This is a genomic window from Cupriavidus sp. 86D6, from assembly GCF_057815095.1.
In genome coordinates this window covers 807,177-823,194 of sequence record NZ_JBYPSB010000001.1, presented here as the reverse complement: position 1 = coordinate 823,194, position 16,018 = coordinate 807,177, and the positions used below count along the sequence as shown (strand labels likewise).

The following is a 16,018-nucleotide window of genomic DNA, read 5'->3' as shown; positions in this document are numbered from 1 at the left end:
TCAGGTTTTGGGTCGTCAGCCCAGGGTGGCCGTGGCCAGCTTGGCACCGAAGCCGATGAACATCGCGCCGACGCCGCTCGACATGCCCGCGGACAGGCGCCGGCGGCGTCGGAACGCATCGGCCAGCCGCGCGCCCACGAAGATGATCGTCGTCAGGTACGCAAGACTGCAGATCTGGCAGACCAGGCCCAGCGCCACGAACGACAGCGCCGGATACGCGAACTGCGGATCCACGAACTGGATGAAGAACGAGATGAAGAACAGGATGGCCTTCGGGTTCAGCAGGCTGATGACCAGCGCCTTGGTGAACGGGTTCGAAGACCTGTCCACCGGCACGGCCGCCGCCTGCGCGGCAGCGGGGTCGGCCGGCCTGGTCCAGTTGCGCACTGCGCCGCGCAACATCTGGAAGCCGATCCACCCCAGGTAGCCGGCGCCCACGTACTTGATCACGTGGAACAGCGCCGGGCTGGCCTTGAGCAGCGAAGCCACGCCCGCGGCCGACAGCACCATCAGGATGGCATCGCCGAGGAACACGCCGCACGCACCCTTGTAGCCGGCACGCACGCCGCGCTGGGCGGCCACCGACAGCACATACATCGAGTTCGGCCCGGGCAGCAGCACGATGAAGATCGTGCCGAGCACATAGGTCCAGAAATCGGTGATGCCGAAGCTGGCGTGCATGAAAGCGGTCATGGCAGGTGGATTCCGTTCAGGTCTCTCGTTGCATCCAACGCGCCGCGTCAGGCGGCAGCCTTGGCGCGGGCGTCCTGCATCAGCTTCGTGAAGCGGTCGAACAGGTACGCGATGTCATGCGGACCCGGCGACGCTTCGGGGTGACCCTGGAAGCAGAAAGCAGGCTTGTCGGTCAGTGCGAAGCCCTGCAGCGTGCCGTCGAACAGCGACGTGTGCGTGACACGCGCATTGGCCGGCAGCGTCGCCGCATCCACGGCAAAGCCATGGTTTTGAGACGTAATCACCACACGGCCATCGTCGTGATCCTTGACCGGATGGTTGGCGCCATGGTGACCCGTGCTCATCTTGAGCGTCTTCGCGCCCACGGCCAGCGCCATGATCTGGTGACCCAGGCAGATGCCGAACGTAGGGATGCCGCGGGCGATGAACTCGCGCGTGGCGGCGATGGCGTAGTCGCACGGCTCGGGGTCGCCGGGGCCGTTCGACAGGAAGATACCGTCCGGATTCAGCGCCAGGGCGTCGGCCGCGCTGGCCTGCGCCGGCAGCACCGTCACCTTGCAGCCGCGCTCGGCCAGCATGCGCAGGATGTTGAACTTGACGCCGTAGTCATAGGCCACCACGTGGAACTGCGGCTTGTCCTGCTTGCCATAGCCTTCGCCCAGCTTCCATTCGGTCTGGGTCCACGCGTACGGTTCCTTGACCGACACCACCTTGGCCAGGTCCATGCCCGACAGGCCCGGGAACGAGCGCGCCAGGTCGATGGCCTTCTGCACGTTGTCCTCGCCCGCCAGGATGCAGCCGTTCTGGGCGCCCTTCTCGCGGAGGATACGGGTCAGCTTGCGGGTGTCGATACCGGCAATCGCCACGACCTTTTCCTGCTTCAGGTAGTGGGCGAGCGTGTGTTCCTTGCGGAAGTTGGAGGCCAGAAGCGGCAGATCCTTGATGATCAGGCCGGCGGCATGGACTTTCGTGGCTTCTACATCCTCAGGATTGACGCCGTAATTGCCGATATGCGGATACGTCAGCGTGACGATCTGCCGGGAATAGCTGGGGTCGGTGAGGATTTCCTGATAACCGGTGATGGCGGTGTTGAACACCACTTCGCCGATCGTATGGCCGGAAGCGCCGATGGAATAGCCACGAAAGACCGTGCCGTCTGCAAGCGCGAGGATGGCGGACGGAAAAGACGGTAACACGGGTAGGCTCCTGCTGGACTCACCCCGTGACCGACCTGCTCAACGCCTCGTGCCCCGTAGGCGGCCCAACAAAGGGACCGGCTGGCGCATGGCTTTTTCATCACATTTTTGCAGTGCATGAAAAACGCGCGCAAGCGGGGCGGCGGAAGGTGGAATACGGTAGGCGCTAGGGTGAAGGGTTCTGAAAGCGAAACTTTCGGATTATATCCCGCCGTACCCAATTTCTCAAGTATTCAACAACTTACGATGGACAGACGCGGCCGCCGGCTTACCGGCCATCGGCATGCCAGACGGCCGCACCACCGCGCTCCGCCGGCATCGCGCGGGATTTACGCCGCCGGCGGCACCACCGCCGTGACTTCGATTTCCACCTTGGCCCGCGGCTCCACCAGGTCGGCCACTTCGACGGCCGTCATGGCCGGAAAATGCCGGCCCACGATATCGCGATAGTGCTGGCCGATGGCCTTGTAGGCGCCCACGTATTCGGCCTTGTCCTTCACGTACCAGGTCATGCGCGCGATGTGCTCGGGCCGCGCCCCGCCCTGCTCCAGCACCGCCACGATATTGCGCAGCGCCTGCGCCACCTGCAGCGCGAAGTCGTCGGTCTCGAATTCGCACTGGCCGTTCCAGCCAATCTGGCCGCCCACGAATATCAGGCGGCTGCCCACCTGCATGTCGGCCAGGATGCCGTTGGCGTAGCCCTTCGGCGCTGCCCAGTCGGGCGGTTGCAATGTCTTCAGCATGTTGGGTCCTTTCGGTGTTGCCATCGTCTGGTTTGTTCTGGCTTACGCGGCGGGCGCCAGGAAGCGCCCCATCGCGGTGCGCACGGGGTCAGGCAGCGGCTGCGGGGCCATCTGGCGCGTGTCCACGCAGACCAGGCGCTGGGTGATGGCCATGCGCGTGTCGCCATCCGGGCCGGCAAAGCGGATCTGCACCGCAAAGCTGCTGCGGCCGATGTGTGTCACACGCAGTTCGCGCGTGAGCAGTTCGCCCAGGCGGCTCGGCGCCTCGAAGCGGCACTGCAACTCGGCCGTCGGAATGCCCGCGTGCGCCGCCCCGTGCATGGCGTCGAACGGCCAGTCCAGCGCCTCGGCGAACCAGTCTTCGATCAAGTCGTTCAGCATCTCGAAGTAGCGCGGATAGAACACGATGCCGGCGGCGTCGCAATGCTTGAAGCGGATGCGCACGTGGTTGCGGAATACCTCGCTCATGACGGCTCCCTCATGACGGCTCCCTTGTGACGGTTCGCTCACGGCCGTCCGCCCTCGTTGGCCATTTGCCGCAGCCGGAAGCGTTGCAGCTTGCCCGTCTCGGTGCGCGGCAGCGCGGCCACGAACTCGATGCGGCGCGGATACTTGTAGGGCGCGATCTCGCGCTTGCAGTAGTCCTGCAGGGCGGCACACGTGGCCGCGTCGGCCGCCACGCCGGGGCGCAGCACCACGTAGGCCGTCACCACCTGGCCGCGCTCGGCGTCGGCCGCGCCCACCACGCCGCACTCGGCCACGAATGCGTGCTTCATCAGCGTGCCCTCCACCTCGGGGCCGGCGATGTTGTAGCCGGCCGAGATGATCATGTCGTCCGAGCGGGCCTGGTAGAAGTAGTAGCCGTCCTCGTCGGCCATGAAGGTATCGCCGGGCAGGTTCCAGCCTTCGCGCACATAGACTTCCTGGCGCGGGTCGTCGAGATAGCGGCAGCCGGTCGGGCCGCGCACCGCGAGCTTGCCCACGGTGCCGGGCGGCAGCGGCTGCATGTTGTCGTCCACGATGCGCGCCTCGTAGCCGGGCACCACGCGGCCCACGGCGCCGGGCCGGACATCGGCGCCGGCGCTGGACACGAAGATATGCATCATCTCGGTCCCGCCCAGCCCGTCGATCATCTCGATGCCGGTGGCCGCCTTCCAGGCCTGGCGCGTGGCGTCAGGCAGCGCCTCGCCGGCCGATACGCTCTTCTTCAGGCTGCCGATATCGAAATTCCCGGCCAGCGTGGCCATCTGCCGGTAGAAGGTGGGGGCCGTGAACACCACGGTGGCACGGTGGTCCTGGATCAGCTTGAGCAGCGTCTCGGGCGTGAGCTTCTCGGCCAGCGCCGTGCTGGCGCCGATGCGCAGCGGGAAACACAGCATGCCGCCCAGCCCGAACGTGAACGCGATCGGCGGCGTGCCGCAGAACACGTCGTCCGGCGTGGGCTTCAGCACGTGGCGCGGGAACAGGTCGCACATCGCCAAGACATCGCGGTGGAAATGCACGGTGCCCTTGGGCTGGCCCGTGGTACCGCTGGTGAAGGCGATCAGGCAGATGTCGTCGGTGGCGGTGTCGCAGGCGGCAAACGTATCCGGCTTGCCGTCCATCGCGGCTTCCAGCGACCCCGGGCCGGTGCCGTTGAAGTACCGTACCGTGGTCAGCGTCGGGCAGAAGTGCTCGCCGTCGGCGCGCTGGTTGGCGTCGAGTTCGTCGCGCAGGCGGGCGTCGCACAGCGCGGCCGTGACCTGCGCCTTGTCGATGATCTGGCGCAGTTCCTTGGCGCGCAGCAGCGGCATCGTCGGCACTGCGATCAGGCCCGCCTTGACCGTGGCCAGCCAGCTGGCCGCCATCATCAGGTTGTTCGGCCCGCGCAGCAGCACGCGGTTGCCCGGCACCAGCTTCATATCCTCCACCAGCACATGGGCGATGCGGCTGACCAGCGCGGACAGTTGCGCGTAAGTCACCGTTTCGATGCGCCCGTCGCGCTCATGGCGCACCGCCACGCGCTGGCCATTGCCGTCGGACACATGGCGGTCCACCAACTCCACGGCCGCGTTGAGCCGCGCCGGGTAGCGCGTGTCGTCGTTGAACTGGAATACCGGCCACGTATCCGGCGGCGGCAGGCGATCGCGGGCGAAGGTGTCGACGTGCGCCGTGGCGGCATTCGGGACGATGGTGGGGGCGACCATGCTTGTCTCCTGTTCGATTCGGATGCGATGCGTCAGGCCGGGCGCGCAGCCAGGGTCTCGCGCGCGATGATCAGCTTCTGCACCTCGGTGGCGCCTTCGTAAATACGCAGCGAGCGGATCTCGCGGTACAGGCGTTCCACACGCGTGCCCGCCTTGACGCCCAGGCCGCCAAAGATCTGCACGGCGCGGTCGATCACCTGCTGCGCGTGCTCGGTGGCCACCATCTTGGCCATGGCCGCCTCGCGCGTGGTGCGCTGCTGGCGCACGTCACGCAGCCAGGCGGCACGGTAGGTCAGCAGCGCGGCCGAGTCGATGGCCGTGGCCATCTCGCCAATCGCGGCCTGCGTCAGCTGCAGGTCGGCCAGCACGCCGCCGAACATCGGCCGCGACGTGGCGCGCGCCAGCGCGTCGTCCAGCGCGGCGCGGCCAAAGCCCAGCGCAGCCGCCGCCACCGACGCGCGGAAGATGTCCAGCGTCATCATCGCCACCTTGAAGCCCTGCCCCGCCTCGCCCAGCCGGTTGCCCACCGGCACGCGGCAGTGATCGAAGCGCAGCGTGGCCAGCGGATGCGGCGCGATGACGTCGATCCGCTCGGCAATCGACAGGCCCGGCGTATCGGCATCGACCACGAAGGCCGTGATGCCGCGCGCGCCCGGCGCTTCGCCGGTTCGGGCGAAGACGCAGTAGAAGTCGGCGATGCCGCCATTCGAGATCCAGGTCTTGGCGCCGTCCAGCACGTAGTGGCTGCCATCGTCGGACAGCCGCGCGCTGCACTGCATCGCCGCTACATCTGAGCCGGCCTCGGGCTCCGACAGCGCAAAGGCCGCAATCGCCTCGCCCCGGGCCACGCGCGGCAGGTAGCGTTCGCGCACGGCGTCGCTGCCGGCCAGCGTGATCGCACCGGAGCCCAGCCCCTGCATGGCGAAGGCGAAGTCGGCCAGGCCGTCGTGACGCGCCAGCGTTTCGCGCAGCAGGCACAGCGCGCGTGAATCCAGCGCCGGCAGCGCGCCGCCAAAGGCCGCCGGCACGCAGTAGCGCAGCCAGCCCGCCTGGCCCAGCTGGCGCACCAGCCCCCGGCATGCAGCATCGGCGTCGTGATGGTCGATATCGCGCAGGTGCTGGCCGCACCAGCCGTCCAGCTCGCGTTCCAGCTGGCGATGCGCGTCGTCGAAGAACGGCAGGTCGAGATAGGTCTTGTCGCTCATGCCGGCTCCTCAATCGCCTTCGAAGACGGGCTTCTGCTTCGCCACGAATGCATCGTAGGCACGCCGGAAGTCGCGCGTCTGCATGCAGATGGCCTGGGCTTCGGCCTCGGCCTCGATGGCCTCGTCCACGCCCATATTCCACTCCTGGTGCAGCAGCTTCTTGGTCACGCCGTGCGCGAAGGTGGGGCCCGCCGCGATCTGGGCGGCCAGCGCCTGCGCCTCGGCCAGCACGGATTCCGAGGCATGCAGCGCATTGAAAAAGCCCCACTGCAGGCCTTCGTCGGCCGTCATCGCGCGGCCCGTGTAGAGCAGTTCGCTGGCCCGGCCCTGCCCGATCATGCGCGGCAGCAGCGTGCAGGCGCCCATGTCCGCCCCGGCCAGGCCCACGCGGACGAACAGGAAAGCCGTTTTGGCCTGCGCCGTTCCCAGCCGCATATCGGATGCCAGCGCCATCATGGCGCCGGCGCCGGCGCAGATGCCGTCGATCGCACTGATCACCGGCTGCGGGCAGGCGCGCATGGCCTTGACCAGGTCGCCCGTCATGCGCGTGAAGTCGAGCAGTTCGGGCATTGACATGCGCGTCAGCGGCCCGATGATCTCGTGCACGTCGCCGCCCGAGCAATAGTTGCCGCCCGCGCCGGTTATCACCACGGCCTTGATGTCCTTGGCATAGCACAGCGCGCGGAACAGGTCGCGCAGCTCGGCGTAGGAATCGAACGTCAGCGGATTCTTGCGCTCCGGCCGGTTCAGCGTGATCGTGGCCACCTTGCCGTCGGCCGACACCGACCACAGGAAGTGCTTCGGCTGGTAGTCGGCAAAGGTGCGCTTGTGGTGGCGCATGTCCAGTGCTACATCGCTCATCGTTTGTCTCGCTTTGGATTCTTGACCTGCATTTGGTTTGGTTGCCGCCCTGCTGCCGCGACGTGGAAGCGGGGCGTAACACCCCGGTACTTCACCCCACCATCACCTCGCCGCCCGCCACCGGCACGGCCTGCCCGGTGATGGCGGATGCCGATGGACGGCACAGCCACGCCACGGCATCGGCCACCTCGTCGGGCTGCACCAGCCGGCGCTGCGGATTGCGCGCGGCCAGCTCGGCGCGCGCCTGTTCTTCCGTGCGGCCGGTCTTGTCGACGATATTGGACACCGCATCGCGCACGATGTCGGTCTCGGTATAGCCCGGGCACACCGCGTTCACGGTGATGCCCTTCGGCGCCAGCTCCAGTGCCAGCGCGCGGGTCAGGCCGATCACGCCGTGCTTGGCCGCGCAGTAGGCGCTGACGTAGCCGTAGCCGATCAGCCCGGCCGTGCTCGCCACGTTGACGATGCGGCCCCAGCCCTGCTCCAGCATCGCGGGCAGCGCCGCTTGCGTACACAGGAAGGTGCCGGTCAGGTTCACGTCGAGCATGCGCTGCCACAGCGCCAGGTCGGTCCTGGCGAACGGTGCGCTATGGGCCTGGCCCGCGTTGTTGATCAGCACCGTGATCGGGCCGCGTTCGCTGGCGGCCTGGGCAAAGGCACCGGCCACCTCGTCGGCATCGGTGATGTCGGCCGCCGCCATGCCCAGCGCCGCGCCATCGACGGCCAGCGGCTCGAGCGCCTGCATGGCCGCGTCCAGCACCGTGCAGTCGCGGCCCACCAGCGTCACGCTCGCGCCCTCTTCCAGCAGCCGGCGGGCAATCGCCGCGCCAATGCCGCGTCCGCCGCCGGTAACCAGCGCATGGTGGCCCTGCAACGCCATCGCCATGATCACTTCCCCGCTTGCTGCGCGTACGAAGCTGCCCGCGCCAGGTTGGTTTCGAGCTGCCGCTTGCCGGCCACGTATTGCCTGGGCCAGGTGATGTCGCGGAAGCCCAGCCGTGCGGCTTCGTGCAGCGTCCAGGCCGGATCGGCCAGGTGCGGGCGGGCAATCGCGCACAGGTCGGCGCGGCCCGCCGCCACGATGCTGTCCACGTGGTCGGCCTCGAAGATGGCGCCGACGGCAATCGTCGGAATGCCGGCCTCGTTGCGGATGCGGTCGGCGAACGGCGTCTGGTACATCCGGCCATAGACCGGGGTCTGGTCGGGGCTGACCTGGCCGGACGAACAGTCGATCATGTCGGCGCCGGCCGCCTTGAAGGCGCGCGCGATTTCCACGGCATCGTCGGCCGTGATGCCGCCTTCGACCCAGTCGTGCGCCGAAATCCGCACCGACATCGGCTTGTCCTGCGGCCAGACGGCGCGCACCGCGGCAAAGACCTCCAGCGGAAAGCGCAGCCGGTTGGTCAGCGAGCCGCCGTAGCCGTCGGTACGTACATTGGTCAGCGGCGAGATAAAGCTCGACAGCAGATAACCGTGCGCGCAGTGCAGTTCCAGCCAGTCGAAGCCGGCCTCCGCCGCGCGGCGGGCATTGGCCACGAAGTCGTCGCGCACGCGATCCATGTCGGCGCGGGTCATCTCGCGCGGCACCTGCGACACGCCCGGCAGGTAGGGCAGCGCCGATGCCGATTCCAGCGGCCAGTTGCCCTCGGCCAGCGGGTAGTCCATCTTCTCCCAGCCCAGCTGCGTCGAGCCCTTGCGGCCGGCATGACCCAGCTGCATGGCGATGCGGGCGTCGCTGTTGGCGTGTACGAAATCGACGATGCGCTTCCAGGCATCGCGCTGGGCGTCGTTCCACAGCCCTGGGCAGCCCGGCGTGATACGCGCATCGGGCGACACGCAGGTCATCTCGGCCACCACCATGCCGGCGCCGCCCATGGCGCGCGAGCCCAGATGCACCAGGTGGAAATCGCCCGGCACGCCGTCCACCGACGAATACATCGCCATCGGGCTCACCACCACGCGGTTCTTCAGCGTGACGCCGCGCACCGTGAACGGCGTGAACATCGGCGGCAGGCCCGCGTCGCCGGCGGCGGCGCGCAGCTTCAGCGTTTCCGGTGGCACGCCGGCCTGGGCGGCCAGCCATTGCTCGAACCCGGCGACGTAGCCGGCATCGCGCACGCGCAGGTTCTCGTGCGAAATCCGCTGCGAACGCGTCAGCAGCGAATAGGCGAACTGCTCGGGCGCCATGCCCGCGTAGCGTTCGACATTCTCGAACCATTCGGTGGAATTGCGCGCGGCGTTCTGGATCTTCAGCACCTCCACGCTGCGCGTGGCCTCGTAGCGCGTCAGCGCCTCGGGCACCCCATCCACGCCGGCGGCGCGCTGCGCGCCGATCTCGTTGGCCAGGTCGATTGCGTCTTCCAGCGCCAGCTTGGTGCCTGAGCCGATCGAGAAATGCGCGGTGTGCGCGGCATCGCCCATCAGCACCACCGGCACGCGGCGGCCGTCGGCCAGCGTGTTCCAGTGCACCCAGCGGTGGCAGATCACGCGCGGGAAGCGGATCCAGTTGGCCGAGCCGCGCAGGTGCGTGGCATTGCTGATGAGCCGGTGGCCGTCCAGATGGCGGGCGAAGAGCCGTTCGCAGAATGCCACGCCCTCTTCCTGGCTCATCTGTTCGATGCCGGCGGCGCGCCACACGGGCTCCGGGGCTTCGACGATGAACGTCGATGTGTCGTCATCGAAGCGGTAGGCATGGGCCTGGAACCAGCCATGCTCGGTCTTCTCGAACGCAAACGTGAACGCGTCGAACAGCTTGTGGGTGCCCAGCCAGACAAAGCGGCACTGGCGCGTGTCGATATCGGGCGCGAAGGTCTCGGCGTAGCGGGTGCGGATGCGGCTGTTGATGCCATCGGACGCAATCACCAGGTCGGCGTTGTACTGCCGGGCCAGCGCCTGGTCGTCAGTGGCGTCGGTCTCGAACACCAGCTTCACGCCCAGCGCCTCGCAGCGGGCCTGCAGGATGTTGAGCAGGCGTTTGCGGCCAATGCCGATGAACCCGTGCCCGCCCGAGCGGATGGTGCGCCCGCCGATATGGATGTCGATATCGTCCCAGTGATTGAACGCCGCGTTGATTTCGGCCGCGCTGACCGGATCGGCCTGCTTCAGGTTTTCCAGCGTGGCGTCGGAAAACACCACGCCCCAACCGAACGTGTCGTACGGCCGGTTGCGCTCGACCACCACCACCTCGTTGGCCGGGTCCTGCAGCTTCATCAGCAGCCCGAAGTACAACCCTGCCGGGCCGCCACCAATACAGAGCACTCGCATCTGTCAGTCTCCTGCACGCCGCCGGCATCGGGGCCCATGGCGCTCTACATCAGGGTTAAATATTTTATGCTTAAAATATTAGGGCGCCTGACGATGGCTGGCAAGCAGAATTTCAGGACGCGTCGGAGGTCGGATCAGGCCCCTCCTCTGCCCGCGCAGAAAAGGGGAGCCTTCGCCACATCAATCAGCCCAGGGCGTCTTTTACCTGATCGAGCGCCGTCGGGTCCTCGATCGTCGTGAGGTCGCCCGGATCGCGCCCCTCCGCCACGGCCTGGATGGCCCGGCGCAGCAACTTGCCCGAGCGGGTCTTCGGCAGCGCGTTGACAAAGAACACGCGCGCCGGCCGCGCCACCGCGCCAAGCTGCTGCTCGACGGTCTTCATCAGTTCGCCTTCAAAGATCAGGCGGTCGTCATCGGTGCCGGTGCGGCTAGCATCGCGGGCGATACAGAAGCCCAGCGCCACCTGCCCTTTCAGCGCGTCCTGCACACCCACCACGGCCACCTCCGCCACGCCCGGGTGGGAAGACAGGCTTTCCTCGATCTCGCGCGTGCCCAGCCGATGCCCGGCCACGTTGATCACATCGTCGGTGCGCCCGAGGATGAAGATGTAGCCATCGTCATCGCGCACGCCCCAGTCGAACGTCGAATAGCACTGCCGGTTCGGCACCGCCGACCAGTAGGTGCGTACAAAGCGGTCGTCGTCGCCCCAGACCGTGGTCATGCAGCCGGGCGGCAGCGGATAGTCGATGGCCACCACGCCCTTCTGGTTCGGCAGACATTCCTCGCCGGTACTCTCGTCGACGATCCGAAGGTCATAGCCATAGGCCGGCACGCCGGGCGAGCCCAGCTTGGCGGGCAACGCCTCGACGCCGCGCTGGATCGCGATGATCGGCCAGCCCGATTCGGTCTGCCAGTAGTTATCGACCACCGGCTTGCCGATGCCGTCCTGGATCCAGCGCGCCGTGGGCTCGTCCAGCGGCTCGCCCGCCAGGAACAGCAGCCGCAGGCTGGACAGGTCGTACTGGCGCAGCAGCGCCGGGTCCTGCTTCTTGAGCACCCGGATGGCCGTGGGCGCGCTGAACATGATGTTCACGCCATGCCGCTCGACGATCTTCCAGAGAATGCCGCCGTCGGGACGGATCGGCGTGCCTTCGTACATCACCGTCGTCATGCCGGCCAGCAGCGGCGCATAGACGATATAGCTGTGCCCCACCACCCATCCCACGTCGGACGCCGTGAACATCGTGTCGCCAGGCTTGCCGCAGAAGATGTATTCCATCGACGTGGCCAGCGCCACCGCATAGCCGCCGGTATCGCGCTGCACGCCCTTGGGCTTGCCCGTGGTGCCCGAGGTGTACAGCACATACGATGGCTCGCTCGATTCCAGCCATACGCACGGCACCGGGCGGCCCGCCATCCTGTCGCGCCAGGCGGCGTAGTCCTCGTCACGGTCGGCGGTGCGCGGCATGTCGGCCAGCTTGCGGTCCACCAGCAGCACCTTGTCCGGATGATGGCCGGCCAGCCGGATCGCCTCGTCCAGCAGCGGCTTGTACGGCACCACCTTGCCGGCGCGCGACCCCGCATCGGCACTGACGATCACCTTGGGCTTCGCATCGTCGATACGCGCGGCCAGGCTGACCGAGGCAAACCCGCCGAACACCACCGAATGGACGGCCCCGATGCGGGTACAGGCCAGCATCGCGAACATCGCTTCGGGGATCATCGGCATGTAGACCAGCACCCGGTCTCCGCGCTGCACGCCCAGTGCCTGCAGCGTGGCGGCCATCCGGTTCACCTCGTCGTGCAGCTGGCGATAGGTGTAGACGCGCTCGGAATCGGTCTCGGTGGACACATAGACCAGCGCGCGCTGGTCGGCCCGCTCGGCAAGGTGGCGATCGATGGCGTTGTGGCAGAGATTGGTCCGCCCGCCAACGAACCAGCGCGCGAATGGCGGATGGCTGTCGTCGAGCACGCGCTCGAACGGGGTTTCCCAATCGATGCGCGCGGCCTGTTCGGCCCAGAATCCGGCCTTGTCGGACAGGGAACGCGCGTGCAGGGCACGGCTTGCCGTCATGATGTGTCTCCTCCGCTTGTCGTTTGTCGTAATGCGGTGCGGATGGCCCGGCCGGGCCCGAGGGGGATGGGCTATCGCGCGGCGCCTGTCCACAGCATCGCGCAGCGACTTGCGGCGCCGTCCCCTTGGGCACGGATACGGCCATCTTTTTTAAAGAATCTACCATGACGGCGCGGCGGCCCAGACGTTTGGCCTCACCGTGGGTGCCGATCCCCCCGCGGCCTGCGATGTCGCGCGGCGCGGGGGGACGGATCAGACAGGTCGGATATCGCCAATCAGCGAGCGTGACCCTTGGCGGACTTTGCCGACGGCGTCGGCTTGGCGGGCGCGGCGGGCGCCGGCTTGCTGGCCGACTTGCTGGCGCCCTTGTGCGGTGCAGCTTCCACCACCACGCGCTTGCGCGGCTCGGCCTTTTCAGCTTTCGCCGATCTGGAAACCGACGCTTTTTCGACCTTCTCGGTTTTTTCCGATTTCGCCGCAACGGTCCTGCCGTGCGCAGCCTTGCCACGGACGGGCGTATCGTCGCCATCGTCGCCGCGCTCGGCGCGCGCCGCAGCCGGCGAGTTCGGGCGGACCATCAGCACCAGGCTCTGGCCGGCCACCAGCTTGCTGCCTGACAGCTTGTTCCACGACTGCACCTGCCGCACGGACACCCTGTAGCGATGGGCCACCGACGACACCGTGTCCTTGCGGCCCGCCTTGACCACCACGCGGCGCGCATCGGGCACATCAGGCTCTACGGCCAGCATCGCGGTGTCCACCAGCGACGCGCTGATGTCCTGGTCGTGGCGATCGGTACGCGGAATCATCACCGTCGATCCAGCCTTCAGCCGCATGCCCTTGGGAATGCGGTTGATCTCGCGCAGCGTGTCGGCATCGACGTTGAGCCGCGCCGCCAGCGATTCCACGCGCTCGCGGCTGTCCACCGAAATGGCCGTCCAGGTGGACAGGCCGCCCCGATAGGTATTGAGGTTGTACTGGAACCGTTCGGCGTTATCGAATGGCAGCAGGATCTGCGGGTTGGCCGCCCCCAGAATCACCGGCCGGTTGAACGACGGATTGAGCGCCTTGAACTCGTCCAGCGGCATGTTGGCCAGCTTGGCCGCCAGCGCCACATCGATATCGCGCGACGTGGTCACCGTCACGAAGTACGGATGATCGGGAATGTCGGGCAGCTTGACCCCATACGCGGCCGGGTTGGCGATGATGTTCTTCACCGCCTGCAGCTTCGGCACGTAGTACCGCGTCTCGTTCGGCATGGTCAGGCTGGCGTAGTCCGTGGGCAGCCCGCGCGCCTGGTTGCGCGCGATGGCCCGCGACACGGCACCCTCGCCCCAGTTGTACGCGGCCAGCGCCAGATGCCAGTCGCCGAACATGTCATAGAGCCGCGACAGGTAGTCGAGCGCCGCGTCGGTGGACGCCAGCACATCGCGCCGCTCGTCGCGGAACATGTTCTGCTTGAGGTTGTACGTCTTGCCCGTGCTGGGGATGAACTGCCACATCCCGGCCGCCTTGGCCGTGGATTCCGCCTGGGGATTGAACGCGCTCTCGACGAACGGCAGCAACGCCAGCTCGGTCGGCATGTTGCGGCGCTCGAGCTCTTCCACGATGTGGTAGAGGTAGCGGCTCGACCGGCCCACCATGCGCTCCATGTAGTCGGGCCGGGCGGCGTACCACTGCGTGCGGTCATCGACCAGCGTGCCTTCCAGGTCCGGCATCGCAAAGCCCTTGCGGATGCGGCCCCAGATATCGGACGACGGCCCGCGCAGCCAGTCCACGCTGGACTGGTCTACCTTGGCGACATTGGAGCTGGCAAGCGAGCCGGCGCGACCGGTGCTGTTCAGCGTGTTGAGCGGGTCCTTGGGCGGACCGGATTCCAGGGCGGTCGGCGTGCCGGCCATCTCGCCGGCAGGCGGAGTGGGTGTGCTGGCGCAGGCTGCAAGCAGCGCGGCACACGCAACTACCGCCAGAAATCGACCAAATCGCATTAAGTTCTCTGAAAGTGACGCCAAAAATTTCGCCTGATCCTATGGAAAAGGCCGGTTGGCGTCAATGAGATTTTCCCGAAGATGCAATTTGGACATCTTGCGATACCTGAAATGCAGGCCGGGGCCGTCCGGGCGGGTCCGGCACACCCCTGCGCCCGCCCGCAAACGTCTGGAATGTATTAGCGGAAATTGTCCTTCCATCCCCGCAGGGCGCCGAACGCCGCGGCATCGTTGCTGACGTCGCCGCCCTGCGCCTGCACGGCCCGGCGCACCGCCGGTTCCCGCGAGCGCAGGAACGGATTGACGGCGCGCTCATGGGCCACCGTGGTGGGTACCGTCGGGGTCTCGGCCTGACGCAGCGTATCCACCCGCGCCGACCATGCAGACAGATCGGCATTGCCCGGCTCTACGGCCTGCGCAAAGCGGACATTGCTGCGCGTGTATTCGTGGGCGCAGTACACCCGGGTATCGCCGGGCAAGGCGGCCAGCTTGTCCAGCGACGCCAGCATCTGCGCCGGCGACCCCTCGAACAGCCGCCCGCACCCGCTGGCAAACAGGGTGTCGCCGCAGAAGACGACACGCCCCGCGCCGGGCAGGTCGCCCACATAGGCCACATGGCCGGCGGTATGGCCGGGGACATCCAGCACGCGGAAGGTCGCGGCCGGGTGGGCCAGCGTCACCGTATCGCCCTCGCGCACGGCCTGGGTGCGATGTCCGATGCGTTCGCTGGCAGGCCCGATCACCGGGATCGGGGCCCCGTCGGGGCCGGCCGGATGGCGTTCCAGCAAGTCAGACACGCCGCCCTGATGATCGCCATGGTGATGGGTGATTACAATAGCGCCCAGTGCCAGTCCGCGTTGCGCCAGAAATCGCTCCACCGGCTGGGCCTCGCCTGGATCCACCACCGCGGCACTTTCGCCGTCGTGGATGGCCCAGATATAGTTGTCCTGAAAGGCGGGGATCGGCTCCACTTTCAACATGTGTGCTCCTATGTCCAACCGACCGATTATAGATTGGGAAGAATGGCTGGCGTCGCCACCCGGGCAGTACATGCTCCGGTGGGAGTCGCAGCAGTATGACCGGACGGTAACGGACATCTTCGGCTACCACGCGGTGCAGCTGGGGCTGCCCCACATCGACACGCTGCGCGAGAACCGCATGCCGTTCTCGGCGCTGGCGCTCGATGGCCGCGCCGGCCCCCATGGGCCGCGCGAGACGCACCCCGACGCGCGCCAGCTGTTGTGCCGGTTCGACGAACTGCCGTTCGATACACAGAGCATCGACCTGGTCACCCTGCCCCATATCCTGGAGTTTTCCGAGGACCCGCACGAAGTGCTGCGCGAGGTATCGCGCGTGCTGATGCCCGAGGGCCGCGTGGTGGTGACCTGCTTCAACCCGATGAGCCTGTGGGGTGCGCGCCAGGGCCTGAACCGGCTGGGCGCCACCCCTTTCCTGCCCAGCGACGCGCAGACCATCGGCTTCGTGCGGATCAAGGACTGGCTCAAGCTGCTGGGCTTCGAGATCATCCGCGGCCGCTTTGGCTGCTACTGTCCGCCGTATCGCACCGACCGCTGGCTGCAGCGCGCCGCCTTCATGGAAAAGGCGGGCGACCGCTGGTGGCCGATCTTCGGCTCGGTCTACATGATCTCCGCGGTCAAGCGGGTCAAGAATATCCGCCTGGTGGGCCCGGCGTGGAAGACCGCCAAGCCCACGCTGGCGCCTGTGGCGGCCCCGGTGGCCACCCCCACGGGCACGCACGGCAAACATCAAAAGACCACGCCCGACGCCTGATCCGGGCCCTCCTCCAT

13 protein-coding genes are annotated in these 16,018 nt (G+C 67.3%); 1 reads left to right on the top strand and 12 read right to left on the bottom strand.

The window, feature by feature from the left end; genetic code table 11:
- Positions 1-15: 15 nt before the first annotated feature.
- The 12 genes from leuE to gloB all read right to left on the bottom strand — a co-directional run bounded on the left by leuE (position 16) and on the right by gloB (position 15,190).
- Positions 16-693, bottom strand: a complete 678-nt coding sequence (gene leuE / locus AC3G88_RS03830) for a leucine efflux protein LeuE (RefSeq protein WP_488770398.1) — start codon at positions 691-693, stop codon at positions 16-18.
- Between the two features lie 47 nt (positions 694-740).
- Entirely contained in the window at positions 741-1,889 is a 1,149-nt protein-coding gene (gene carA, locus AC3G88_RS03825) for a glutamine-hydrolyzing carbamoyl-phosphate synthase small subunit (protein WP_400391276.1), read from the bottom strand.
- A gap of 329 nt (positions 1,890-2,218) precedes the next feature.
- Positions 2,219-2,632 (bottom strand): RidA family protein, encoded by a 414-nt coding sequence (locus AC3G88_RS03820; RefSeq protein WP_153945340.1) that lies wholly within the window; start codon positions 2,630-2,632, stop codon positions 2,219-2,221.
- A 42-nt stretch (positions 2,633-2,674) separates the two neighbouring features.
- Positions 2,675-3,100, bottom strand: coding sequence for an acyl-CoA thioesterase (locus tag AC3G88_RS03815; protein ID WP_153945341.1), 426 nt, complete (start codon positions 3,098-3,100; stop codon positions 2,675-2,677).
- 38 nt (positions 3,101-3,138) lie between these two features.
- Positions 3,139-4,818, bottom strand: a complete 1,680-nt coding sequence (locus AC3G88_RS03810) for an AMP-binding protein (RefSeq protein WP_488770399.1) — start codon at positions 4,816-4,818, stop codon at positions 3,139-3,141.
- Between the two features lie 32 nt (positions 4,819-4,850).
- On the bottom strand, positions 4,851-6,023 hold the full coding sequence (locus tag AC3G88_RS03805) for an acyl-CoA dehydrogenase family protein (RefSeq protein WP_488770400.1): 1,173 nt from the start codon (positions 6,021-6,023) through the stop codon (positions 4,851-4,853).
- 9 nt (positions 6,024-6,032) lie between these two features.
- Positions 6,033-6,884: an enoyl-CoA hydratase family protein gene (locus tag AC3G88_RS03800; RefSeq protein ID WP_488770401.1), complete on the bottom strand. Its 852-nt coding sequence runs from the start codon at positions 6,882-6,884 to the stop codon at positions 6,033-6,035.
- A 91-nt stretch (positions 6,885-6,975) separates the two neighbouring features.
- The gene (locus tag AC3G88_RS03795) at positions 6,976-7,770 is read right to left on the bottom strand and encodes an SDR family NAD(P)-dependent oxidoreductase (RefSeq protein WP_488770402.1); all 795 of its coding nucleotides are present in this window, start codon (positions 7,768-7,770) and stop codon (positions 6,976-6,978) included.
- Positions 7,771-7,772: 2 nt separating this feature from the next.
- On the bottom strand, positions 7,773-10,148 hold the full coding sequence (locus tag AC3G88_RS03790; protein WP_488770403.1) for a bifunctional salicylyl-CoA 5-hydroxylase/oxidoreductase: 2,376 nt from the start codon (positions 10,146-10,148) through the stop codon (positions 7,773-7,775).
- A gap of 184 nt (positions 10,149-10,332) precedes the next feature.
- Complete coding sequence (locus tag AC3G88_RS03785; protein WP_488770404.1) at positions 10,333-12,315, bottom strand: propionate--CoA ligase; 1,983 nt, start codon at positions 12,313-12,315, stop codon at positions 10,333-10,335.
- A 182-nt stretch (positions 12,316-12,497) separates the two neighbouring features.
- Complete coding sequence (locus tag AC3G88_RS03780; RefSeq protein ID WP_488770405.1) at positions 12,498-14,210, bottom strand: transglycosylase SLT domain-containing protein; 1,713 nt, start codon at positions 14,208-14,210, stop codon at positions 12,498-12,500.
- Between the two features lie 179 nt (positions 14,211-14,389).
- Positions 14,390-15,190: a hydroxyacylglutathione hydrolase gene (gene gloB, locus AC3G88_RS03775; RefSeq protein WP_488770406.1), complete on the bottom strand. Its 801-nt coding sequence runs from the start codon at positions 15,188-15,190 to the stop codon at positions 14,390-14,392.
- 10 nt (positions 15,191-15,200) lie between these two features.
- Between gloB and AC3G88_RS03770 the strand changes: the two genes are divergently transcribed.
- Complete coding sequence (locus tag AC3G88_RS03770; RefSeq protein WP_488770407.1) at positions 15,201-16,001, top strand: class I SAM-dependent methyltransferase; 801 nt, start codon at positions 15,201-15,203, stop codon at positions 15,999-16,001.
- Positions 16,002-16,018: the final 17 nt, after the last annotated feature.

Excerpts from the sequence above, each read along its gene's own strand:
- leuE (WP_488770398.1), bottom strand. The coding sequence starts at position 693 with ATGACCGCTTTCATGCACGCCAGCTTCGGCATCACCGATTTCTGGACC.
- AC3G88_RS03820 (WP_153945340.1), bottom strand. The coding sequence starts at position 2,632 with ATGCTGAAGACATTGCAACCGCCCGACTGGGCAGCGCCGAAGGGCTAC.
- AC3G88_RS03815 (WP_153945341.1), bottom strand. The coding sequence starts at position 3,100 with ATGAGCGAGGTATTCCGCAACCACGTGCGCATCCGCTTCAAGCATTGC.
- AC3G88_RS03810 (WP_488770399.1), bottom strand. The coding sequence starts at position 4,818 with ATGGTCGCCCCCACCATCGTCCCGAATGCCGCCACGGCGCACGTCGAC.
- AC3G88_RS03805 (WP_488770400.1), bottom strand. The coding sequence starts at position 6,023 with ATGAGCGACAAGACCTATCTCGACCTGCCGTTCTTCGACGACGCGCAT.
- AC3G88_RS03800 (WP_488770401.1), bottom strand. The coding sequence starts at position 6,884 with ATGAGCGATGTAGCACTGGACATGCGCCACCACAAGCGCACCTTTGCC.
- AC3G88_RS03795 (WP_488770402.1), bottom strand. The coding sequence starts at position 7,770 with ATGGCGATGGCGTTGCAGGGCCACCATGCGCTGGTTACCGGCGGCGGA.
- AC3G88_RS03790 (WP_488770403.1), bottom strand. The coding sequence starts at position 10,148 with ATGCGAGTGCTCTGTATTGGTGGCGGCCCGGCAGGGTTGTACTTCGGG.
- AC3G88_RS03780 (WP_488770405.1), bottom strand. The coding sequence starts at position 14,210 with ATGCGATTTGGTCGATTTCTGGCGGTAGTTGCGTGTGCCGCGCTGCTT.
- gloB (WP_488770406.1), bottom strand. The coding sequence starts at position 15,190 with ATGTTGAAAGTGGAGCCGATCCCCGCCTTTCAGGACAACTATATCTGG.
- AC3G88_RS03770 (WP_488770407.1), top strand. The coding sequence starts at position 15,201 with ATGTCCAACCGACCGATTATAGATTGGGAAGAATGGCTGGCGTCGCCA.